The sequence below is a fragment of the Flavobacterium sp. genome, from assembly GCF_035456085.1.
GTDB lineage: Bacteria > Bacteroidota > Bacteroidia > Flavobacteriales > Flavobacteriaceae > Flavobacterium.
The window spans coordinates 1-24516 of sequence record NZ_DATIDY010000195.1 but is presented as its reverse complement, the minus strand read 5'-3'; the positions used below and the strand labels follow the sequence as shown (position 1 = coordinate 24516).

23 protein-coding genes are annotated in these 24516 nt (G+C 31.8%); 12 read left to right on the top strand and 11 right to left on the bottom strand.

Annotated elements, in window-relative coordinates; translation table 11 throughout:
• The 4 genes from VLC96_RS14785 to murI all read left to right on the top strand — a co-directional run.
• Positions 1-1713 (top strand): BamA/OMP85 family outer membrane protein (locus tag VLC96_RS14785; protein ID WP_325264126.1); only part of this gene is annotated, 1713 nt, incomplete at its 5' end.
• A 35-nt stretch (positions 1714-1748) separates the two neighbouring features.
• A complete protein-coding gene (locus tag VLC96_RS14780; RefSeq protein ID WP_325264124.1) occupies positions 1749-2759 on the top strand; it encodes an OmpH/Skp family outer membrane protein in 1011 nt (336 codons plus the stop codon).
• A gap of 51 nt (positions 2760-2810) precedes the next feature.
• Positions 2811-3311, top strand: a complete 501-nt coding sequence (locus tag VLC96_RS14775) for an OmpH/Skp family outer membrane protein (RefSeq protein WP_325264123.1) — start codon at positions 2811-2813, stop codon at positions 3309-3311.
• A 145-nt stretch (positions 3312-3456) separates the two neighbouring features.
• Positions 3457-4233: a glutamate racemase gene (murI, locus tag VLC96_RS14770; protein ID WP_325264121.1), complete on the top strand. Its 777-nt coding sequence runs from the start codon at positions 3457-3459 to the stop codon at positions 4231-4233.
• 3 nt (positions 4234-4236) lie between these two features.
• On the opposite strand, the gene bamG is transcribed toward murI, so the two are convergent.
• Together bamG and VLC96_RS14760 are read right to left on the bottom strand one after the other, a co-directional pair.
• Positions 4237-5475: a BamG family beta-barrel-assembly machinery protein gene (bamG, locus tag VLC96_RS14765; protein ID WP_325264119.1), complete on the bottom strand. Its 1239-nt coding sequence runs from the start codon at positions 5473-5475 to the stop codon at positions 4237-4239.
• A complete protein-coding gene (locus VLC96_RS14760) occupies positions 5476-6807 on the bottom strand; it encodes a DUF4270 family protein (RefSeq protein WP_325264117.1) in 1332 nt (443 codons plus the stop codon).
• A 229-nt stretch (positions 6808-7036) separates the two neighbouring features.
• Here VLC96_RS14760 and VLC96_RS14755 point away from each other — a divergent pair, with 229 nt between their 5' ends.
• The 5 genes from VLC96_RS14755 (at position 7037) to VLC96_RS14735 (ending at position 11112) form a co-directional block, all read left to right on the top strand.
• Positions 7037-7900: a DUF6268 family outer membrane beta-barrel protein gene (locus tag VLC96_RS14755; protein ID WP_325264116.1), complete on the top strand. Its 864-nt coding sequence runs from the start codon at positions 7037-7039 to the stop codon at positions 7898-7900.
• Positions 7901-7917: 17 nt separating this feature from the next.
• The gene (locus tag VLC96_RS14750) at positions 7918-8916 is read left to right on the top strand and encodes a Kelch repeat-containing protein (protein ID WP_325264114.1); all 999 of its coding nucleotides are present in this window, start codon (positions 7918-7920) and stop codon (positions 8914-8916) included.
• Positions 8917-9037: 121 nt separating this feature from the next.
• The gene (locus tag VLC96_RS14745) at positions 9038-9265 is read left to right on the top strand and encodes a DUF4907 domain-containing protein (protein WP_325264113.1); all 228 of its coding nucleotides are present in this window, start codon (positions 9038-9040) and stop codon (positions 9263-9265) included.
• Between the two features lie 255 nt (positions 9266-9520).
• On the top strand, positions 9521-10360 hold the full coding sequence (locus VLC96_RS14740) for a sensor histidine kinase (RefSeq protein WP_325264112.1): 840 nt from the start codon (positions 9521-9523) through the stop codon (positions 10358-10360).
• A 38-nt stretch (positions 10361-10398) separates the two neighbouring features.
• Complete coding sequence (locus tag VLC96_RS14735; RefSeq protein WP_325264110.1) at positions 10399-11112, top strand: LytR/AlgR family response regulator transcription factor; 714 nt, start codon at positions 10399-10401, stop codon at positions 11110-11112.
• 11 nt (positions 11113-11123) lie between these two features.
• Here the strand turns inward: VLC96_RS14735 and VLC96_RS14730 are convergent, their stop codons facing one another.
• Both VLC96_RS14730 and VLC96_RS14725 read right to left on the bottom strand, forming a co-directional pair.
• Positions 11124-11642, bottom strand: coding sequence for a gamma carbonic anhydrase family protein (locus tag VLC96_RS14730; RefSeq protein ID WP_325264108.1), 519 nt, complete (start codon positions 11640-11642; stop codon positions 11124-11126).
• Positions 11643-11656: 14 nt separating this feature from the next.
• Positions 11657-12652, bottom strand: a complete 996-nt coding sequence (locus VLC96_RS14725; RefSeq protein ID WP_325264106.1) for a PorP/SprF family type IX secretion system membrane protein — start codon at positions 12650-12652, stop codon at positions 11657-11659.
• 124 nt (positions 12653-12776) lie between these two features.
• Between VLC96_RS14725 and VLC96_RS14720 the strand changes: the two genes are divergently transcribed.
• Together VLC96_RS14720 and VLC96_RS14715 are read left to right on the top strand one after the other, a co-directional pair.
• Positions 12777-13670, top strand: a complete 894-nt coding sequence (locus tag VLC96_RS14720) for a NifU family protein (protein WP_325264104.1) — start codon at positions 12777-12779, stop codon at positions 13668-13670.
• Between the two features lie 233 nt (positions 13671-13903).
• On the top strand, positions 13904-14725 hold the full coding sequence (locus VLC96_RS14715; protein ID WP_325264103.1) for a mechanosensitive ion channel family protein: 822 nt from the start codon (positions 13904-13906) through the stop codon (positions 14723-14725).
• Between the two features lie 16 nt (positions 14726-14741).
• On the opposite strand, the gene tsaB is transcribed toward VLC96_RS14715, so the two are convergent.
• The 7 genes from tsaB to VLC96_RS14680 all read right to left on the bottom strand — a co-directional run bounded on the left by tsaB (position 14742) and on the right by VLC96_RS14680 (position 22666).
• Complete coding sequence (gene tsaB / locus VLC96_RS14710) at positions 14742-15410, bottom strand: tRNA (adenosine(37)-N6)-threonylcarbamoyltransferase complex dimerization subunit type 1 TsaB (protein WP_325264101.1); 669 nt, start codon at positions 15408-15410, stop codon at positions 14742-14744.
• 148 nt (positions 15411-15558) lie between these two features.
• On the bottom strand, positions 15559-16854 hold the full coding sequence (locus tag VLC96_RS14705; protein ID WP_325264099.1) for an efflux RND transporter periplasmic adaptor subunit: 1296 nt from the start codon (positions 16852-16854) through the stop codon (positions 15559-15561).
• Between the two features lie 6 nt (positions 16855-16860).
• Positions 16861-18225 (bottom strand): TolC family protein, encoded by a 1365-nt coding sequence (locus VLC96_RS14700; RefSeq protein ID WP_325264098.1) that lies wholly within the window; start codon positions 18223-18225, stop codon positions 16861-16863.
• A 75-nt stretch (positions 18226-18300) separates the two neighbouring features.
• Entirely contained in the window at positions 18301-19419 is a 1119-nt protein-coding gene (locus tag VLC96_RS14695; protein ID WP_325264097.1) for an efflux RND transporter periplasmic adaptor subunit, read from the bottom strand.
• A 40-nt stretch (positions 19420-19459) separates the two neighbouring features.
• The gene (locus tag VLC96_RS14690) at positions 19460-20725 is read right to left on the bottom strand and encodes an ABC transporter permease (RefSeq protein ID WP_325264095.1); all 1266 of its coding nucleotides are present in this window, start codon (positions 20723-20725) and stop codon (positions 19460-19462) included.
• Positions 20726-20727: 2 nt separating this feature from the next.
• A complete protein-coding gene (locus VLC96_RS14685) occupies positions 20728-21972 on the bottom strand; it encodes an ABC transporter permease (protein WP_325264093.1) in 1245 nt (414 codons plus the stop codon).
• Positions 21965-22666, bottom strand: coding sequence for an ABC transporter ATP-binding protein (locus VLC96_RS14680; RefSeq protein WP_325264091.1), 702 nt, complete (start codon positions 22664-22666; stop codon positions 21965-21967). The genes VLC96_RS14685 and VLC96_RS14680 overlap by 8 nt, the downstream gene beginning before the upstream one ends.
• Positions 22667-22829: 163 nt before the next feature.
• Between VLC96_RS14680 and VLC96_RS14675 the strand changes: the two genes are divergently transcribed.
• Complete coding sequence (locus VLC96_RS14675) at positions 22830-24242, top strand: DUF4403 family protein (protein WP_325264089.1); 1413 nt, start codon at positions 22830-22832, stop codon at positions 24240-24242.
• Positions 24243-24516 lie beyond the last annotated feature (274 nt).

Here is a 24516-nt window from a genome sequence, read left to right as displayed (position 1 = left end):
CAAGAAAGAATTGCAGACAAATCAAAACCAGACGGAGAAGATATAACCAATTTATACCAAAATAATGGGTATTTATTCTCTACAATCAATGCTGTAGAAACCAAAACATCTGATAATAAAATTGATTTTGAAATTAGAATTACAGAAGGTCCAATAGCTTACTTTAACAAAATCACAGTAGTTGGAAACGACAAAACCAATGATGAAGTAATCTACAGAGAATTAAGAACAAAGCCAGGAGAAAAGTACAACAAGGCAGAATTAGTAAGAACCATCAGAGAGATTGGTCAGTTAGGCTTTTTTGATCCTGAAAAAATTGAGCCAAAATTCAAAAACGTCGATGCTTCTGCAGGAACTGTAGATATTGAATACAATGTTATTGAGAAAGGTGCCAGTCAGATCGAACTTCAAGGAGGATATGGCGGTGGAGGTTTCGTAGGGACCTTGGGATTATCTTTCAATAACTTCTCTGCAAGAAACTTGTTTAACAAAGACGCTTACAAACCACTTCCTATGGGAGATGGTCAAAAAGTAGCATTGCGTTTACAAGCAAGTTCTTATTACAGAACCTATAGTTTATCTTTCTCAGAGCCATGGTTTGGAGGAAAAAAACCTATACAATTTAGTACTTCATTTGCGTTTAGCCAACAATATAGTGCAAACTATCAGTTGCAAAATGTTGACAAATCAAAATACATAAATATTCTTTCATTATCTGTAGGAATGGCGAAAAGGCTGACTGTGCCAGATGATTTCTTCACCCTTTCACAATCGCTTCGTTTCCAACAATACGATTTGCATAATTACTATTATGGACTATTTACATTTGCAAATGGAAGTTCTAAAAACCTATCTTACAATATTGGCTTGACTCGTAACAGTAAAGGTTTCAACCCGATATTCCCGACCTATGGTGCTGAATTTTCAGTAACTGGTGAATTTACAATTCCTTATTCGCTTTTCAATGGTGTAGATTATGCTACGTTAGGTGAACAACAAAAATACAAATACATTTACAACGGAACATCATATGTAGACAACAATGACAGAGTAGTAAATGCAGGTGATTATCTTGATAAACTACCAGCATCTGGTGTAGTTCCTAATAAGGTAGACAATTACCAAGATGCAGTAGCCGATCCTGCAAAAGTAGATCAGGAAAAATACAAATGGTTAGAATACTACAAAGTACAATTTACCGGAGATTGGTTTACAACTCTATATAAAAAATTAGTATTGCGTTCATTAGTTCAATTTGGATTCTTAGGTGCGTATAATCAAGACAGGGGAGTAATTCCTTTTGAAAGATATTATTTAGGTGGTGATGGTATGGCAGGAAGTTCTATTGATGGAAGACAAAACATACAATTAAGAGGTTATGAAAACGGATCATTGACTCCTGCAAGTGGTAATGGAGACTCTTATGGTGCGACTATCTATAATAAATTCTCACTAGAGTTACGTTATCCAATTACATTAAAAGCGTCAGCATCTATTTATGCTTTAGCTTTTGCCGAGGCTGGTCAATCTTATGCATCATTGTCTGATTATGAACCGTTCAATTTGGCTCGTTCATCAGGAGTAGGATTAAGAGTATTTATGCCAGCATTTGGATTGTTAGGTATTGATTTTGGTTATGGATTTGATGCAGTTCCCGGAGCAATTAAACCAAGTGGATGGCAAACGCATTTCATAATCGGACAGCAATTTTAAATAAATTTGATTTAAAATTTCCAAAATCAAAAATTATGAGAAAAACATTTTTATTTATAATTTTATCGCTAATTGTTACAACAGTTAACGCACAAACCAAAGGAAATAAAGTAGGATACATTGATATGGAATACATATTGCAAAATGTACCTAACTATATTGAAGCTAAAGCACAATTGGAACAAAAAGCTCAGAAATGGAAACAGGAAATTGAAGCAAAAAAAATAGAAATCAACAAACTGACTGAAGCTTTAAAAGCAGAAAAACCATTACTAACAGCTGAATTAATAGAAGAAAGAGAAGCCGAAATAAAGTTCCTTGAAAATGAAAAATTAGATTATCAACAAAAAAGATTTGGTCCAAATGGTGATTTAATAATTCAAAAAGCTGGTTTGGTAAAGCCTATTCAAGATCAGGTTTTTACTGCTGTTCAAGATATTGCTGAAGCAAGAAAATATGACTTTATATTTGACAAATCTTCACATCTGACAATTCTTTTTGCAGCAAAAAGATTTGATATTAGCGATCAGGTAATAAGGGTTTTAAACCGTACTGAAAAAAGAGAGCAATTAACCAAAAAACAATTGCAACAAGAACAGGCAAAGGAAGAGAAAGAAGATGCCTTGGACGAAAATCCGGACTTAGCAGCAAGAGAAAAAGCCTTATCGGATAAAAAAGCAGCAAGAGAAAAATTAGTAACTGACAAAAAAGCTGCCCAGGAAGAAGCAAAAAGAAAATATGAAGAGAGAAGACAAAAGTTGCTAGCTGAAAAAGAAGCTAAAAAAAATGGCACAGTTGTTGCAGCTGATAAAACTGAGACTAATGACACACCGGCAACTGTAACTGCTGATAGTACAGCTGTTAATAAAGCCACAACGCAAGAAGTAAAACCTAGTAATGCTGTAGAAGAACGAAAAAAAGCATTAGAAGAGAAAAGAAAAAAGATACTTGAAGAAAGAGAAGCCAACAAAAAAGCACTTGAAGAAAAAAGATTAAAGGATATTCAAGAAAAAGAGGCTCTTAAAAAAGCCAACGAAGTGAAATAAAAAGAAAGAAAAAAAATAAATACTAATTAATTACTAAATATTTTAAAAACGATGAAACAATTCAAAACTTTACTAATTGCTGCGATACTATTTATAGGAGCTACACAAATTTCAAATGCTCAAACTAAAGTAGCTCATGTTGATGTTGCCGAGATTATGGGGAAAATGCCAGCTATGTTAGATGCTCAAAAGCAATTGGAAAAATTGAGCGGAACTTATGATGCTGACTACAAAAAAATGGTTGAAGAATATCAAACAAAATTAAAAAAATATGGTGATGAATCTGCAACTGCAACTGATGCTGTAAACCAAGAGCGTTCTAAAGAGGTTCAAGATATGCAAAAAAGAATCACTGATTTTAGAGATAATGCTCAAAAAGAATTACAAACTAAAGAATCAGAAATAGTAAAACCAATTATGGAAAAAGTAAGAGCTTCTATCCAAAAAGTTGGTAAAGCTAAAGGATTCCAATACGTATTAGACGGATCTACTCTTTTACTTGCTGATGGTACAAACATTACTGCTGATGTAAAAAAAGATTTAGGTTTTTAATCTAAAGTAAAATAAATTTAAAAACTGTCCGTTCCGGTATAACTGAGAGCGGACAGTTTTTTTTTATGATATTTATTAATTGTAGTATATTTAAAGTCTCAAACAAAAGTGATAACTAAAGTAACTTTAGACAAAATTTCAGCCCATGACAAACGATAATCCTATTGGAGTTTTTGACTCTGGAATTGGAGGAACCTCTATCTGGAAAGCCATTCATGATTTATTACCAAACGAAAAAACCATCTATCTTGCAGATAGTAAAAATGCTCCGTATGGTCAAAAAACAAAGAAAGAGATTATTGAGTTGAGCATGAAAAATGTAGATTTATTGATTGAAATGGGATGCAAATTAATTGTAGTAGCTTGTAATACTGCAACCACAAATGCGATTCAGGAATTAAGAGCAAAATATGACATTCCATTCATTGGTATAGAACCTGCTATAAAGCCAGCAGCGACAAATTCTAGAACTCAAACCATTGGAATATTAGCCACAAAAGGAACGCTAAACAGTGAACTCTTCAATAAAACCACGGAAAAATTTCAAGACACCAAAATCATAGAGCAGATAGGTTATGGCTTAGTGCAGTTAATTGAGGATGGCAAAATCGATTCTCAGGAAATGACACAGTTACTTTATTCCTATCTCACACCTATGATCGATGCTAACATTGATTATCTGGTATTGGGCTGTAGTCATTATCCCTATTTAATTCCGCAAATAAAAAAGATTCTTCCTGATCATATTCACATTATTGATTCGGGTGAAGCTGTAGCGAAACAGACTCAGAACATACTCCGAGAAAAAACAGGTTTCACAAGTGCAGAAAAGGGTGATTCTATTTTTTATACAAACACTAATCCAAAAGTTTTAAACGAAATATTAGAAAATAAGTATAAAGTCGAAGTAAGAGATTTTTAATCTTTATTCGAGTTTTTTTCTAACAAACCAAATTCCATCCAAATTTAGATTTAATGTCAATTTATGATAGTTTTCTTGGATTAACGAATTAGTTATTTGACCTTTACTACCATAAGTATACGAAATATATAAAGAAGAAGACAAATGATCTAAGGGCAAAGAAACGCCAACTGAAAGATTCTTGTCATCTATTTTTTTATTATCAATTTCTAAATAGCCTGTGTCATAATGAGCACCCATTGCATATTTTATTCTATTAAAATAATTTCTTGCTGTTTTTGCTTTTTGATAAGACAATCCAAATGAAAACTTTTCCTGATCAGAAAAACTAGCGTACATATCAGATTGATTGGTACTATCCCAATAACTTTTTTCGTAATCCAAAGTGACATTAAATTTATTCTTAAATGATTTACTTATCCCGACACCGATATCTAACGGTAGGTAAAAATCATCAATATCAGATTTTTTATCGGTTTCCAAAAAAGAAGAACCAGAACCATTCTCTACAGTTACTGACTGAACTTTATTTGCATTTATTCGTGTTGGAGATTTTACATTTAGCCCGAATGTCAGCGATGAAGTCATTTTATATTGAGAACTCAAAATAGGACGAATACCACTATAATTTACTTTTTTATCTATACTGGTGGTTGAACTACTAATTGAATACGTTCGTTCATCTGTTGTATTCCCAAAAAGAACCGAAGCAGATAAAGCCAAGGATAATTTATTGTTCAATCTATAAGCATAAGATAAATCCAAATTATTCAGTCCTCCTGTACCAATTACGTTTAAGTAATAGTATTCATTATTTCCATCTATTATTGGAATTTTTAATCCTGAAATTTTAAAAGATGAACTCGAATACGGCATCAAAGACAAGTTAAAAGCCGATCTCGCAGTTATTGGAAAGGCAAAAGCCATATGAGAAAACTGAAAATTATTTCTATTTTCTTTTCTAACATTATCTTCAAAAGAGGATTGAATTCCTGTTCCACCAATTTCAAAGAAGAAATTATTGGCTGGAATATTAACTAGAGAAGCTGCATTTTTATTATTGATAAATTCTTCAGAAGGCAATGCTATTCCAGCTGTTCCTAGAGCAGCTGTTAATCCGAAATTAGATTCATACAAACTTCCCAATCCATAAAGCGAATATGGCGAAGTAGCAATGCTTTGAGAATAAGACCAACACGAAGAAAAAAACACTAAAACCAAAAACGGATAACTTTTTTTCATTTAATATGTAATGTAGTAAATTTGTAATTTCATTTTATTCTCTTTACTTGATTGATCACTTAAAACCACTCTATCAACAACTTTGGACAAAGTAGGCAATGTAAAGAGTAGTCCATTTTTGGAATCTGATTCTTTCAGCATTTCTTTTTGCAGAAAAGCTCCCAAAGATATTTCGTAAGCTGTATTTTCATTAAACTCATCGGTATCTTTGTACAAGTTAGCAGTCAAAGTTTCCCCATCAGCATTTGTTAATGTTGTCTTGATTCTATTTAAATTATCAACTACATATACACTAAGTTTTTCTGGCAAGGGAAACATAACAGAATACGAATTTTTAGCAGGCTTAATAATTAACTTTGCATCAACAATAGCACCTTTTTCTGAGAGATACTTCAATTGTTTTATATTAGGAAAATCAATTCTACACGCTATTCCTGTTCCCGATTGGATAAATCCTTTGTTGCCTGTATAAGTACTTGGTAAAGCTATTTTTGACAATGGCAAATCCTGAATAAATGTCCCTAATCTATCTGATGAAACTGCATTAAATTGTTTACTGACATCTGCAATTTTAAAATCCATCTTATAATTATCTTCTGATTCTTCTGTATTACCTGTTCCTTTCGAATAATACAAACGAAGAACACTAGACATATTAAAACCAATTACACTTGAAGAAATAGCAGAGGATGATTTTATTACAAAACCCTTTAAGTAATCGGTGAACTCGGCTGAGTCTGCTATTTCATTATTTTTAAACTTATTAAAAAGTTCCTTCCCAAACTCATTGTCTAATTTTATATTGATACTGTCTTTGCCAATCGGCTTTGGCCTATAAGCTATAGTTCCTAAACTAGTTTCATCATAACTTAAACTAGAGTTATTATAAAAACTATTGTCATTTACATTGGGTTTGAAATTCTTTAATATCCTATAAATATTAAGTGTTTGAACTTTAGTAGTATCGGCATAATAGTAATCATCATAATGCATAATCATTGCGATAGAATCGAACACATACCCAGTAGCATCCGTATCTGAATTTTTACTATAAAGATTATAATAATCTGTAGAAACTTGAAAATAACTATCCGATTTGACTTTGCCGAAAAGAGGATCATCGTAATTCCCTACCAGAATTCTGCTTTCACTAGAAGTAACCAAAGAATCCAATTTCACCGTTGAAACATCCAAAGTAAGTGTATCTATTGCAATCACTTTATTTTTCAATGCCAAATAATCTGCGCCTACCACAAACTCGCCGGCATCAACATCAGAGTCACATGAAATAATTAGTAAACCCGAAAAAATCAAAAACAAAAACTTATACATACCTATTTTTTGGGCAAATATATAAGTCAACATTTAAGCTGGACTAATAACATATACTACTCAGGAAAATTCATCTATAAAAACAGAAATACAATCTACATCCTACTATTCGAATTCAAATATAGATTCGACCCAATTAATTGCCAGTTGGTCTATGAAATAAACCCATGCATATATATTCTTTTTTATTAAATAACAACACAGCTACTTTTGAGCCAATAATTAAATAATGAGAATACACAACTTTACAAAGATTTTGATTCTGGCACCTCTATTTAGTGCGTATGCACAAAGTAGCTATACTCTTGAATTTAATACCAAAACAGAACCCGTAAATTATGGTTCTATAAAACAAACTGAAATTGGATTGCAATTTTTTAAAGAAATCAATACCAAGAATAAATTAACAAACACTTTTAAATACAAAAGCACCACAATTACAGATGAAATAGAAAACTATCTATTAGAAAATTATGATTCTAATTATAGTAATACACACTTCAATAGTATCGCTAACTCTTTTGAATTTTCTCATCGATTTAATGATAAAACAAAAGTGAATATGTGTATCGAACCTTCTGTCAATTTTCAAAATACAATAAGCATTTCAGATGTAACTATTTTGGGCGGAATGGAATTGAACCAAATATTAAACAAAAACAATAGCATTGATTTAGGAATAAAAAGAATGACTGTTTTTGGGAAACCTCAAATAGTACCAACATTCGCATTCAATCATCAATTTAATGAGGTTGCTTATTTAAAATTAGGATTCCCAAATTCAGAGGTTTCTTACTCTAGTTCCATTCGCGATAAATTTAGCATTAGCAATGACTTTATTGGTAGCATTTACAATCTTAATCCTCCCATTATTGCTGATGATTTAAGTACAATTACAAAGGTTGGTTTTTCACAAATGGAATCAACTTTTCAATATGAAAGAAACATAGATACTAATTGGTTAGTGAATTTCAAAGGTGGGTATTCATCAAACAAAGAATTTAAATTTTCTAATGACAATCGAACATCAGAAATAAATAAGACCTTAAAAAACGGCAGCATTTTTTCTATTAGCATAAAATACAAACTTTAATAAACACCATACATATTATGAAACATTTAAAAAAAGGGATATTTATTACCACATTACTTATTAGCATACTTTTTATTAGTTGTAGTAATGATGATGACACCGATGATACACTAGGAAACTGGATAAAAAAATCGGCATTTGATGGTCCAGCAAGATCCAATGCAACTAGTTTTGTTATTGGCGAGTATGCATATATTGCAACAGGCTATACAGGAAATGAATATCTAAAGGATTTATGGGCTTATAATTCAACTGGAGATTATTGGGAACAAAAAGCAGATTTTATAGGCGTTGCTAGAAGCTCCGGATCAGGATTTGAATTGAATGGAAAAGGATATATTGGACTTGGTTATGACGGAACTAATAAATTAAAAGATTTTTACGAATACAATCCAGGCAATAATACGTGGACACAAAAGGCTGATTTTGCAGGAACAGCACGTTATGGTGCTGTAGGTTTTCAAGTAGGAGGAAAAGCTTATTTCGGGACAGGTTATGATGGCAATTATTTAAAAGATTTTTATCAATACAATGCTACAGATGACAGCTGGATACAAGTAAACGGTTTTAGTGGAAACAAAAGAAGAAATGCTACCGTATTTGTAATTAATGATATTGCCTATTTGGGAACAGGAATAAACAGTGGCGTGAATCAAGTTGATTTTTGGGCTTTTGATCCAAGTACAGACGTTTGGATCAGAAAAAGAGATTTAGATGATGATGAAAGTGATCACGATACATACTCAATTAAAAGAGCTAATGCATCGAGTTTTTCAATTAATGGTTTAGGTTATATTGCCTGTGGTGAAAGCAGTAATACCATTTGGGAATACAATCCAAATACAGATCTTTGGACATCAAAAACTCCGCTTGAAGGGTCCGGCAGATCTGATGCAATAGGATTTTCTATAAATGGAGAACGAGGCTTTATTGTATTAGGAAAATCAGGAACATCTTATTTTGATGATGTATGGGAATTTAAACCAAACGAGGAACAAAATGACGATGATAATTAATACCGACAACAAATTCTTCTGGAAAAAAATCCAGAAGAATTTGTCATATATCTTAAATTTTTGCCTAATTCTATTTTCAATTGGATTATTAGTATTTCTTTTGTGTCAGAAAGAGCATCCTTTGAAAATTCAATCAATACGTGTTAATACTGGCTGGGGTTATATTATTTCCATCAACAATAAAATAATTATTAAACAAACCATCATACCTGCAATTAGCGAATCCAAAAGTTTTAAATCAGAAAAAGAAGCTTTGGCTGTTGGTCGATTAGTATTAGATAAATTGAATTCTGATAATTCGCCAACTATCACAAAAAATGAATTAGTATTATTAAAAATAAGAATCTAGATGAACTTTGCATCAATAAAAAATAGTGATTCCAATAAAATACTGATTCATTGTAGCATTTGGTGTTTTTTTATTAGCACATCACTTATTCAGTTTTATGAAAGTCCTTTTCATATTAGCACCGATTTTTGTGTTCAATGGATAACTGGAATAATTCTGTTTTATATCAATTATATTTATTTAGTCGCAAATTTTCTCTTACAAAAAAAATACACTTATTATATAGCTATTATACTTGTCTTAATTGTCATTTTCATGGTAATCAGACATGAATTCTTCATGCCTGAATTTAGAGAATTTAGACCTCAAAACAATTCGAATTTGCTCAAGATACCGTTTAATAATCCAAACATGGAGCATAGAATTCATAGAAAAGAACAGCCATTCTTTTTTAAAATTGTACCATCTGTTTTCTATTTATTAATTATTGCGATTAGTACAATCATCAAGACGTTATCTGAATTTTATGATGACCAACAAAACAAATTGATTGCAGAAAGTCAAAGAACTTCAACAGAATTAAATTATCTAAGAAAACAAACGAATCCTCACTTTTTGTTCAATTCATTAAATAGCATTTATTCATTAGCACATAAAAAATCGGATTTAGTTCCCGATGCCATAGTTACTTTGTCCGAAATGATGCGGTATATGCTTTATGAAACAGATAATAAAACTGTTTTGCTAGAAAAAGAAATCGACTATATTAAAAACTATATTGAATTACAAAAATTAAGGCTCAACAACATTGAAAACATAAGTATTAACATTCATGGGAATACCAAAGACAAATTTATAGAGCCCATGTTGTTGATTTCATTTATAGAAAATGCATTCAAATATGGTACTGACTATAAAGGAACTGCGTATGTCAAAATTGTAATTAAAATTGAAGGTGATCTATTCACATTTTGGATTGAAAACAAGATTGAGAACAACAAAAAAGACCCTGATAATTCAGGAATTGGTTTAGCAAACATCAAAAATAGACTCAATTTACTTTATCCAAACAGTCATCAACTGAATCTAACATCAACAAATACGAACTTTACAGTTCATTTGACATTACAATTAGATCAAATTCATCCGCAATAAAATAGGCGATAACAAATAGAAAAATAAATTTTACATATATGAAATGTGTTATCATAGACGACGAACCATTAGCAGTGGATTTATTAGTAGAGTTTGTTGGAAGAGTAGAATCGCTCGAACTAGTTACAACTTTTACCAATGCAATAGATGCCATATCGATCATTAATCAATCCGAAATTGATCTCATTTTCCTAGATATTGAAATGCCACATTTTTCAGGAATTGATTTCATCAATGCTATTGAGAAAAAACCGTTGATCATATTTACAACGGCTTATTCTAATTATGCTGTAGAAGGTTTTAATCTTGGCGCGGTAGATTATTTGGTAAAACCAATTCCATTCAATCGATTTTTAAAAGCGGTATTACGAGCGCAACAAATTTTTACTCCAAAAAATCTACCGACTTCCAATCAAACATCAAATTCTCCAGAAATTGAGCATGATTTTATGTTCGTCCGAGCTGAATATGAGAATGTAAAAATCAATTTTTCGGACATTTTATTTATTGAAGGATTGAAGGATTATGTCAAAATATTTACTACAGATAATAAATTCACATTAACCTTGATAAGCTTGATAAAACTTGAAAATTTACTGTCTTCTAAAGGATTTGCAAGAATTCATCGTTCGTATATTATTAATATCAAACACGTAAAATCAATACAAAAAAATAAAGTCCTGATTGCAGATAAAAGAATTCCTATTAGCGAAAGCTATAAGGCTGCTTTTTTTGAAAAAATAAATATTTAACCTGATATATATTATTTTTCCTCTTTAAACCAGCTAGAATACATTACATAATTATTAGCAATACGTCCAATCTCACCAGCAAAATTAGATTGATCAATATCTTTGACTTTCTTGGCTGGAACACCTGCATAAATAGAACCTGATTCAATTACCGTGTTTTGAGTAACCACAGCTCCAGCTGCTATTATTGAATTGCTTTCAACTACACAATTATCCATAATAATGGCTCCCATTCCCACCAAAACATTGTCATGAATTGTACATCCGTGAACAATTGCATTGTGTCCAATAGAAACATTATTCCCAATAACTGTTGGATGTTTTTGATAGGTACAATGCACAATTGCACCGTCTTGAATATTTACTTTATTTCCGATGGAGATAAAATGCACATCTCCACGAATTACGGCATTAAACCAAACACTACATTCAGCACCAAAAGTAACGTCTCCAACTATAGTCGCATTTTCAGCTACATAACAATCAGCTGGGATATTTGGTGATTTTCCGTTTACAGACTTTATTATCATTTAAAATAGTATAATTAATTAACGGCAGGACAATTACAATCATACTTAACAGGCTTGCATAAAAAGTTAAACCCTAAAGTAAGCTGATGAAATCCAGAATTCCCATATTGTATCTCTCCTAACAAGTGAGTATAAGTATATGCAAACATAAAATTTTTATAATTGAAACCTAAAACTGGAGTGATATATTGTAACTTTTGGCTGTTCGTTCCACTGCCGTTACTATATTCAGCGCCGTCAAAGCTGTGTCTATATGAAATTCCGCCCCAAAGCTGGCCCATTTCGAGGTTTTTATAAGCTTTTAAGTTAATGTCTAGAGCACTTTCTTTAGTTTCATCTACAAATTGATATAATAGAGAAGGTTCCCACAACACTTTATCAGCATTTCCGAAGATATAACTTCCACTCAAAATAAATTTTCTCAAATTATCACTTTGATATTCTGTGTAAAGTTCCTGTCTTGTTTCTAAAACATTTTTCACAACAGCATTAAAACTAAAATCAAATAAATTATACGAAGCCCCAATATCCAAATTAAAGTAAGAGGCATGTTGCACTATATTACCCAAAGCTGGATCATAATCGCCTGAATTCTGAAAATCAGTTTCATCTAACTGGCTTTGATTCACTCCTACATTTACCCCAAAGGACAATTGATTCAAATCAACTTCATCTCTGGAAAACATGATGTGATGCGCATAAGTAGCTTTAAAACCAAATTGCGAATGGTAACCATTTACATCATTAAAAACAATGGCACCAATTCCAGACCTTTCTCCTACCCGACCGTTATAACTTAATGTTTGAAGAGCAGGCGCATCTTCCTGATCAAACCATTGCTTTCTTGCTGTTAATCTTAATTTACTACAATTGGAAGCCCCCGCCATTGAAGGAAAAATCAAATAATAATTATCCGATAAATAATCTGAATATACTGGAATTCCCTCCTGCGAAAAAACACTGAAATTAATAAAAAAGAGAATAATTAAAAACTTGGCTTTAGTATACATTACTGAGGGTTATATTAATATAGTTAATACGTAAAAAACGCTTTTGTTAATTTATTCATTAAAAAATCAAATATAGTTAAAGGTAGAAAATAACTTTAGTAAATTTGCACAAAATCGACGAACTATGACTAAAATAACGATAAAAGAGACACAAAATCCGACTATCATAAAATTTGAATTTCAGGACTTTATTACTCAAAATGAAAGTTTTGAATTTAAAAATATAGACGAAGCCAAATCTTCTCCATTAGCACAACAACTTTTCTATTTACCATTTGTAAAAACGGTATATATTTCTGGGAATTTTATTGCTGTTGAAAGATTTAGCATTGTCGAATGGGACGATGTAAAAGAAGCCGTTGCTGAACAAATTGAAGCTTATGTTGACAAAGGCGGAGCAATTATTATTCCAGACGAAAACAAAGCTAAAAAACAAGCTATTACTGTTTATGGAGAATCCACTCCAAATCCAGCTGCTCTTAAATTTGTAGTCAATAAAATGATTACCAAAAATGCGGTTGAATTCAAAAATATTGATCAAAGTGCTCCATCGCCATTGGCAACTGAATTATTTAAATTCCCTTATGTAAAGGAAGTTTTTATTGACGAAAACTACATTTCGGTTACAAAATATGATATCAATGATTGGCAGGATATTACTTTGGAACTAAGAACTTTCATCAAACAATTTATTGAAAATGGAGGAACGGTTCTTGACGAAAATTTGATTCAAAATATTATAAAAGACGAAAAAGCAAAAGACGAATCATTTGATTCATTAGATGAAACGTCTCAAAAAATCATCAATATCTTGGAAGAATATGTAAAACCAGCCGTTGCTGCTGACGGTGGAAATATCCTTTTTGATTCTTATGATGGCTCTTCAAAAACGGTAAAAGTAATTATGCAAGGTGCATGTAATGGTTGCCCTTCCTCAACTTTTACTCTAAAAAGCGGAATCGAAAATATGCTAAAAAGTATGTTGAATGACGAAGGAATTAAGGTAGAAGCACTTTAAAAAAGTGAATTCTAATAAAAATTAAGAATACAGATTAAATTATTAATTCAGAAAATTTTATTTATAAAGCGTTTCCAAAAATGGAGACGCTTTTTTTATATAAACAGAAAAAACACTCAAACCTGCAAAGAAACCGAAGATGATGTTAAATAGTTTTCAATAAATTTTTTAAAAATTGTAAATTTGCATTTTAACTTATCCTTCTCTTTTGAGAAGTTTTTTATGCATTACTTATGATTGTAGACACAAATTACATTGAACAATACGCAAACATTATCATTACCAAAATATTAGAATATTCTCCACAAGTTATTTCCGCACTAATCATTCTATTTATCGGACTATATGCTATCCGAATAACCAATAGAATTGTTAGAAAAATAATGATCAAAAGAAACTTTGACCCTACACTTGGTAAATTTCTAGCCGATATTTTACTTTGGGCTTTACGAGTTTTATTATTTGTTACCATTATTGACAAACTAGGAATAGGAACTTCGTCATTTGTAGCCATCTTAGGAGCTATGGGACTTGCCGTTGGCTTATCATTGCAAGGTTCACTATCAAATTTTGCAGGTGGAATGCTAATTATTATGTTTAAACCTTTTAAAGTTGGCGATACTATTGAAGCTCAAGGACAAGTAGCTACTGTTTTGGAAATTCAAATTTTTGTAACCAAATTAATCACAGGAAATAATCAGACTATTTTTATTCCAAACGGAACTTTGTCAAACGGAACGATTATTAACTATTCGATGCAGGGAACCAGAAGAGCTGATTTGACGATTTCTATTTCTTATGATACTGATTTAAGAAAAGCAAAAGAAATCATAACTGCAGTACTTAAAAACAATGACAAAGTATTGGCTACACCAGCTGCTGAAGTATCTGTTAAAAATATAACTGACAATTCTATCCAACTAGCGGTTAGACCTTGGGCTAATAATGGTGATTATAGTGCCGTTATAGCCGAGACTTTGGAGAATTGTAAATTAGCTTTTGATGCTGAGGGAATTGCTTTTCAGCCTTATGTTACGGAATTATCTAAAAGCTAGAAATAATAAAAAACGACTATTTTTTTGAAGTCGTAACTAAAAAATCTTTCAAATAATAAGGTTCAAAATAAGCGACATCTACAGTGTCGTTTTTTTTGTATTTATCAAAACTCAAAGCACTCATTTCATTGGCAGAAGGATATTTTATTTCATCTAAAAAAATAAAATTTTCCTTTGTTAAAACATCTTTGCATTTTTCATTGCAATCACCTATAAAATACAGTTTTTCAGAAAAATTAGCGAATGAATTCTCGTCAATAATTTCGGCTAAAACTTCGCGTTTTCTTTCTAATGTAGCAGAAAAAATTGCACTATACACTTCCATTCTACGGGCATCAATCATCGGAACAATTAAACCATCTGTAGCCTTAACTTTAGAAGCCAGAGTTTGTAATGTATCAATAGCTATCAATGGAATATTCAAAGCATAACATAATCCTTTTGCAGCGGAAACACCAATTCTTAAACCAGTATAAGATCCTGGTCCCTGACTTACTGCTATTGCTACCAAATCTTTCATTTCAATCCCAGATTCAGCGATAATTTCTTCTATAAAAACATGCAAACGTTCAGCGTGAGAATACCCTTCTTCGGCAATTTCTTTGCATAATAAAGTTTTTCCGTCTTTTGCTAAGGCAACAGAACAATTTTTGGTAGCAGTTTCAATATTGAGAATATAGGACACTTATTTTTAGATTTTAGAAATTAAATCAAATATTTGATATGCTTGCAAATTTACACCGAATTTTCAAAAAAACTTTATAAAAACAAAAACACGTCTAGAAAATCTAAACGTGTTGTTATCTATTATTAGAAAGAATTACTTAGTGAATTTATTTTTTCTTATCAGTTTCAGTCGGAACGAATACTTTATCTCCAGAATTCAAATCTTTAGCAACTGTTGTATAAGGACCCGTAATTACAACATCTCCTTTCTTAAGCCCTGATAACACCTCAATATTAGTATCATCTTGGATTCCAGTTTTGATTATTCGAATCTTGGCTTTATCTCCAACTTTAACAAAAACACATTCAAATTTTTTATCACTTTTAGGAGTTGGTTTTTTATCATCAGATTCTGGACCTCCTTTTGCATCAAATTGAACTGCTGTCGTATCAGATTTCACTACCACTGAACTTATAGGGACTTTGACTACATTGTTTCTTGTTGTTGTAATAATATCAACAGTAGCGGTCATTCCTGGACGAAAAGGCGAATAAGAAGCAGGTTTTCCAACCATCAAATCCGCATAAGATTCTTTCAATATTCTAACTTTTACTTTAAAATTAGTTACCTGATCTGCTGTTAAAGCTGTACTAGCAGAATTTGAAATGCTGGTAACAACACCTTTGAATTGTTTTTTCAAATAGGCATCAACTTCAACATTGGCTAAATCTCCAACTTTTATTTTTACAATGTCATTTTCATTAACATCAACTTCAACTTCCATATTGTTTAAGTTGGCCACTCTTAAAAGTTCTGTTCCTGCCATTTGTTGCGTTCCCAAAACTCTTTCACCAAGCTCCACATTCAACACAGATATTGTTCCATCAGCAGGTGCATAAATTACCGTTCTACCTAAATTATCTTTAGCTTCATTTACTGATGCCGAAGCACTTTGTACATTATAATACGCTGATTGCTTATTAGCTTTGGCTACTTCAAAAGAAGAAACGGCTTTGTCCCAATCAGACTTGGAAATGATTCCTTTTTCAAAAAGTTGTTTGTTTCTATCATAATTGGCTTTCGCCTCATTAAAAGAAGCATCCGATTGACTTAAACCAGCTTTAGAACCAGATAAATTAGCCACACTTCTATTCAATCCGGAAGTATACAAATCGGGGTTAATTTTTACCAATAAATCACCTTTTTTAACTACTTGTCCTTCTTTAATAGGTAAATCTATAATTTCTCCAGAAACCATTGAAGCTATTTTTACCTCAATTTCGGGTTGGATTTTACCAGTTGCTGAAACAGTTTCAACAATTGTTCCGGTTTCAACATTAGCAATTTCGATTTCTTTTCCTTTATCTTTATTTCCAATAATTCCAGCTTTTGACAATCCTATTAATAATGCTATAATTACAACAGCTGACCCTAATAAGATATAAATTGTTTTTTTTGACATGGTGATTTATTTTTTCATGATTTGAGCAATTGGAATTCCAAAATAAAATTCTAATATTTTTATTTTGAAGATATAATCATATTTGCTTCTAGCAACTTCAGACTGTGCATTGGTCAATAAAGTTTGCGCCTGATTTAAATCAAATGAGTTCATTAAACCAACTGCATATTTTTCTTTAGCATAATTATAAGCTTCCTCTCTTGCTTCCATTGCTACTATTGCAGATTCATGTGCATTCATTGCTCCTTTTGCATCTGTAAAAGCCGTGTAAACATTTCTTTGTAAATCCAAATCGACTTTTTCTAAAGCAATCTTAGATTTTTCTAAGTTAACTTTATTTCTGTCGACATTATTTCTTACAGAAAACCCATTAAAAACAGGAATATTCAATTGTAAGCCAAAATTTTGACCTTTATTATCATTTAATTGATCCCAAGCAGGAGGTGCCGGCCCTACTTGCCCTGTTGCTGGATCAAAAGTATCTGCATACGAAATACGGCTATTAAATCCATAATAAGCTGTCAATGTTGGTTGATAACCTCCTTTTGCAATTGCAACATCCTTTTCTGCAATTTCTAAATTAGTTTGTGCAATCTTCAACTCTGTTCTACTTTCTTTTGCTTTAGCATAAATATCAATTGGTTTAATTGACATAACATTATTTTCGTCTTGCAGATTGGTATCATCAATTACATCAAAATCCCAAAACTCTTTTAATTGTAATAATTGCGCTAAACTTAATTTAGAAAGTAGTAATGTATTTTCAGCAGTTATAACATTTTGTTTGTTAGAAGCAACTGTCGCTTTAATATCCAATAAATCGCCACGAGGAATTGAACCTGCTTTTACCAATTCTTCAGAACGTGTATATTGTTTTTCATTTATAGCTAATTGTTCTTGTTGTACTTTTAAATTTTCTTTGTTAAAAAGTACTTGCAAAAAGGCATTCGCCACATTTAACGCAATGTCTTCTTGCATTTTTACCAACTGATATTTGGAAGCTACTATCGAGAGTTTAGCTCTTCGCATAGTATTCTGATTTTGTAATCCTCTGTAAATATCTACACCTACATTTGCCCCTATACCAGTCATTTGAGTGGTTTGATTTCTCAAAAGACCGGTAGTTATATCTTGGTTCAAACCAATATTCCAAGAGTGATTTGCATTTAAATTAGCACTTGGCAAAAAGTTACCCAAGGCTTCTCTTTTGTCAATGGTGGTTAAAATTGTATCTAATTCGGTTTGCTTGATAGTAATGTTATTTTTTAAAGCATATTGTACGCACTCTTCTAAAGTCCATGCCTTAGTTTGCGCTTGAGCAGATAATCCAATCAGGAAAACTAAAGCAATTATGTAATTTATTTTTTTCATTTTTTGTTGGAATAAAGCGTAATAACGAACTACGCGCAGTTAACTTAATTTTTATATCAAAAAGTTCCTAAATAATTAGTTTGGTTTTGCTCCTTCAGTTATTAAACCAAGATTCCAAACTTTAATTTTATCTGAAGCTTTAAGACCGCTTTTCACCTGAACATAAATTCCATCACTTACACCAAGAACAATATCTTTTCTCACAAATTTTTGTGGTGATGTTTGAACTTCAACATATGGTTTTTGTGTTTTTTTATCAAATTGAACCAAAGATTCTTTAATTGCCTGAACTTTTTCTGCTTTCTCTAAAATAATTGAAGCATTTGCGCTCAGTCCAGCTCTAATGAATGTATTATCTCTATTAGTTAGAGTTGCTTTAATTTCAAATTGAATAGCTCCATTTTCAGTTTTCCCTTTTGGTGCAATATCTGTCAAAACTGCCGTAAACGTTTTACCTTCAATGGCTCCAACCGTAATTTCAATAGGCATGTTTAATTTGATTTTTCCTACTTCAGACTCATCTACTTTACCAACAAATATCATTCTTCCAACATCGGCAACACTAGCAATTGTAGTACCTTCATTGAAATTATTACTTTCAATAACCTGATTTCCTACTTTCACAGGAACGTCCAATACCATTCCGTTTACAGTAGAACGGATCAAAGTATTTGCATAATTTCCTAATCCAGAACTTGTACCAGTTTTTACGATATCAAATCCTTGAACAGAAGCGCTATAATTTTGTTTTGCCTGATTATAAGCCAATTGTGCTGCATCAAAATCATTGGCAGAAATTACCCCTTTATCAAATAATGTTTTTTGTCTTTGATATAATTTCTTTTGATTGTCTAATTCTATTTGAGCTGTTTTCACCTGATTTTGAGAATTACTCAAATTAGAAACATTGGCAACAACTTTGATTTTAGCAATCATGTCGCCTGCTTTGACAGATTCACCTGCTTTGATATAAACATGTTCTATAATTCCGGAAATATTAGGTTTGATTAAGACCTCTTCATCAGGAACAATATTTCCTGTTGCAAGTGTACTTTTTACGATAGTTTTCACTTCAACTTTATCAGTTTCAAATACAATAGGCGATTCCTGATTTTTGGCATACAAATAGTATAACGCTCCGAAAAAAACTATCGCTATTAGAATCAATATTGTTATGGTAACTCCTTTTTTCATTTTATAAATTTTATACGATTATTATTTTTTGATTGATTTTTTATTCTGTACGTAATGCTTCTATTGGTTTGACATTTATGGCTGTTTGCGCTGGTATAAATCCTGCTAATAATCCAGAACCAACCAATATTAATAAAGCTATAAAAACCACTACTAAATCTACACTTGGATTTACAAACATCATCCCTTCGGACGGCATTGTAGATAAAATCATATTTAAAGTAGCTATCAAACCCGTAGCGACAGCAATTCCAAACATACCTGCGATTATAGTTAGAAAAATTGCTTCTAATAATATCTGAGATCGGATTGCTCCCGGTGTTGCTCCAAGTGCTCTTCTAATTCCGATTTCTTTGGTACGTTCTTTAACTACAATTAGCATAATATTCGAAATCCCAATAATACCTGATAATAGCACTAAAGTCCCAACAAAATAAGCAATGAATTTAAGCACCATAAATAGATCCTGAACTTTTTGGAACTCTTCAAATAAATCAAAATTCCCGACCGCTCTTTCGTCATCTGGGTGAATAAAATGTCTTTCTCTCATAAAAGCAAGGATTCCAGGCTTAAGTTTAGTAATTGACGCATCATCATTCGCGGTAAGCGCCATCCATCCTACTTTATCACCGAAATTAAAAGCTTGTTGAAAGGTTGTAAAAGGAATAAAAATGTTTTTTTGAGCTTGTTCGGCATTACCATTGTTATTTCCTTTTGTTTTATAAACTCCAACCACCATAAAATTGACACCATTTATCCTGATGTAAGTTCCTAATACTTCTTCAACTTTATTATACAATTCATTGATGACACCTTGCCCTATTATGGTTACTTTTCGTCTCAAAAGAATGTCTTGCTGATTTACAAAACGACCTTTAATAATATCCATCTGCTCTTGCTTAATCAATTCAGGATAATCGCCATAAATTGTGTAAGCTCCTGTTTTTGTTCCTCTAATCACATTACTCACTCCATCAAAATCACCCAATTGATTACGAGGAGATACATACAATAAATCAGGGAATTTTTGCTTTAACGCATCAACATCGCTATTTTTAAAATTATATGTTCTAGTTTTTGGCAATCCTTTATATGGTTTTGATGTTGTTTGTGTCCACATAAACATCGTATTGGTAGCTATACCATCAAATCCTTTTTTGATACCATTCTCCAAACCATTTGAAGCCGCTAGCAAAATCACCAAAATAAATATACCCCAAAATACCCCGAAAGCCGTAAGTAAAGTTCGGAAGGTATTGGCAGTTAAAGCCTCAATGATTTCGTTCCATTTTTCTCTATCAAACATAATTATTCATCTCTAAGTGCTACAATAGGTCTAATTTTTGCTGCTCTATAAGCTGGAATAAAACCAGCCAAAGCTCCAGCAATTACCAAAACAATTAACGTTGATATGGCTACTCCAAAATCTACTTGCGGGTTTACAAAATATTCGCTTTGTGCATGAGGTCCAATTAATTCTAAAAGTGCTAGTCCTGTTAAAAGTCCAATAAAACCTGAAATAATAGTAATGAATATAGATTCATGTAAAATCATGACAATAATCGAAATTGGTGAAGCGCCTAATGCTTTCCGAATACCAATTTCCTTAGTCCTTTCTTTAACAATAATCATCATAATATTACTAACTCCAACGACTCCAGCTATAATTGTACATATTCCGACCCACCAAAAAAACAATCGAATATATAGATTCAAATCATAGAATTTTTTTACTTCAACCACAGAATTAAAAATTCCGACACCACCTTCATCATCCGGAGCTACATTATTTTTACCCCTCAACAGTGTTCCTAAATCCTTTTTGAATTTTTCAGACTCAGCGACAGCTTCTTCATAAGTGTCTTTCTTCTTTAAAGTATAAGACATATTACTTATTTTATCTCCCAAACCATAAACCTGTTGTGCCGTCGATAAAGGAATAAACACTCTGGATTCCTCTCTTTCTCCACCTGGATCTGTAAAAACACCTACTATTTTAAAATTGATATTATTTATTACAACATGTTCACCTATAGGATTCTTTTCTTTGAATAAATCCAATTTTACTTTTTGGCCAATGACAGCTACTTTTTCATTATGAATCAAATCGTTATCATTTAGAGATCTTCCTTTGATAACAACAACATTTTCCATTGCCAAACCATCAGGGTTTACTCCACGATATTGATAATTACCAGATTCTTTACCATATACAATACTTACTCCCCATTGTCTAAAAACTGCAGCATTTTTATCAAATAAATCTCCAAATTTTTGAACTGAAGCATCATAGTCATTATTTCTAAATTGTATTTCTCTACCAGGATTCATCCCTTTGAAGGCTTTAGTAGTAGTACCTGACCAAACCTCGATTATTCCAACAGCATCTTTCTCAAATTGTTTTTCGATTCCATTTTGTAACCCTTTACCAACCCCGAGTAAGATTACCAATATAAATATACCCGAAGCCACAGAAACTCCAGTGAGAAAAGTTCTCAGTTTATTTTTGGCGATAGCCTCAAATATTTCCTGCCAACGTTCAATATTAAACATACGAAGAAGCTCTAACTTGTTCTACCATTTTATCATCAATTATCAATCCGTCTTTCAGGACTACATTTCGTTTGCACATGGCTGCAATATCAGGCTCGTGTGTTACTATCAAAATAGTTTTTCCCTCATCGTTAATTCCTTGAATCAATTCCATTACTTCATACGAAGTTAATGTATCCAATGCTCCAGTAGGTTCATCGGCCAACAAAACCTTCGGATTTGATGCCAAAGCTCTTGCAATAGCTACACGTTGCTTTTGCCCTCCTGAAAGTTCACTCGGTAAATGATGTGAATGATTTGCCAAGCCTACTTTTTCTAAATATTTCATCGCAATGGCATTTCTCTCTTTTCTTTTCATTCCTTGATAATACAAAGGCAAAGACACATTATCTAAGGCACTTTTGTAACTAATTAAATTAAAAGATTGAAAAACGAAACCAAGAAATTTATTTCTGTATCTGGAAGCAAGTGTTTCATTCAATTTTTTGATAGGCACATTATCCAAAGTATAAACTCCAGAATCTGCCTCATCAAGAATTCCTAAAATATTCAATAACGTCGATTTACCAGATCCTGATGATCCCATAATCGCAACTAATTCTCCTTCTTTAATAGTGAAATTAATTCCTTTTAGCACATGCAATTCAGAATGTCCCATTTTGTATGATTTATGCAAGTCTTTAATTTCAATCATAATTTTATATTTTAAATACAATTTATCTTCTAAAAAAACTTAAAAAGAAAAGTTAAACACAACTTCTAAATTTATTTCATAAGACTAATTTCTAAAATAAATGTTACACTAGAAGTAAAAAAATATATTGTTTACTTAAATTTGCAAGTAAAAAACTATAAAAATGCTAAAGCCAGTTATCCCGTTAATTTTATCAACATTCTTTTTATTATTAACTAGTTGTTCTTCAACTTCTAAAAAAATAGAAGCTCTTAAACCAGAAGCTGACGATGCTGTTCCATTAACATACACAAGCGTTCCTTCATTCATTAATCTTCCTGTAAGTATCAAATTAAAAGACATCGAGAACCAAACCAACACTTTATTGAACGGCTTAATTTATGAAGACAATAAAATTGAGGATGATAATATTGAGATTAAAATTTGGAAACAGGCTCCAATAACCATCACAAATGATAACGCAAAAGAAGGTGAGAAACTAAAAACTGTTTTGCCATTAAAAGTTTGGGTAAAATACCGAATTGGAACCAAAACCATGGGTGTAGATTTATATAAAAATCAGGAATTTAATCTTAATGGTGTGGTCACTTTATTAAGTAGCGTAAGCTTGAACAATTGGAAACTGAGCACTAAAACAAATCTAAAATCTCTAGATTGGGTAGAAAGTCCGTCAATGACTGTTTTTGGAAAAAATATGCCTGTCACTTACTTAATAAATCCAGCTGTTAGTCTTTTTAAAACACAAATCGAAAAAAGCATTGACACAGCCATTGAAAATTCTATGGATTTCAAACCAAATGTTATCGATGCTATTTCTAAAATAAGTTCTCCTTTCGAAATGAGTCCAGAGTATAAAACCTGGCTTAGAATCGTACCTTTGGAAGTGTATTCTACAAATGCGAAACTAAAAAATGACTCATTTTTGCTTAATATGGGTATGAAATGCAATATGGAAACATTGATCGGCAAAAAACCAGAACCAAAATTCGATAAAAACAAAGTCACTTTAAAAGCTGTTGACAAAGTTCCTGAACAAATTGCGGCCAATATTGCTGCTGTTTCTAGCTATCAACAAGCTTCACAGATAATGACCAAAAATTTTGTCGGACAAGAATTTGGATCTGGCAGTAAAAAAGTAAAAGTTCAAAGTGTAGCTATTTGGCACAAAGAAGGCAAAATAGTTATTGCATTAGATTTATTAGGAGCAGTAAACGGAACTGTTTATTTGAATGGAATTCCACAATATAATGATACTACCAAAGAAATTTATTTTGACAAATTGGATTACGTTTTAGACACCAAAAGTCGATTGATGAGAACCGCTAATTGGCTAGCACAAGGAGTTATTTTGAAAAAAATGCAAGAAAGTTGTCGTTATTCTATTAAACAAAATTTGGATGAAGCCAAAAAAAGTATGGCAACCTACTTAAAAAATTATTCCCCAATGCCTGGTGTTTTTGTTAACGGAAAAATGGATGATATTCAATTTCAAAAAATAGAACTTACCAATCAAGCCATGATAGCTTTCATACAAGTTAACGGAGTAATAAACGTTGCGGTTGATGGTTTGAAATAAAGAAAAATAGCAAGCAATTAGTTTTTCTTTAAAAATCAGTTAAAAATTAAAAAAGTCCCCTTTTGAAAATAATTTCAGAAGCGGACTTTTTAATTTTTAATTTTGAAATTGCAATTGACTTTGCAATTGACATTTGATTACTGCTTTTTCTTTTTCATTCTATAAATGTAATATCCCAACGCTCCAACAAGTATGTACGGAATCACCATTAGATAAACAATTCCATCGTTAATTGCTGCTGCTTTGGCTTTGTTTTCTTCTCCTCCTAAAGCTG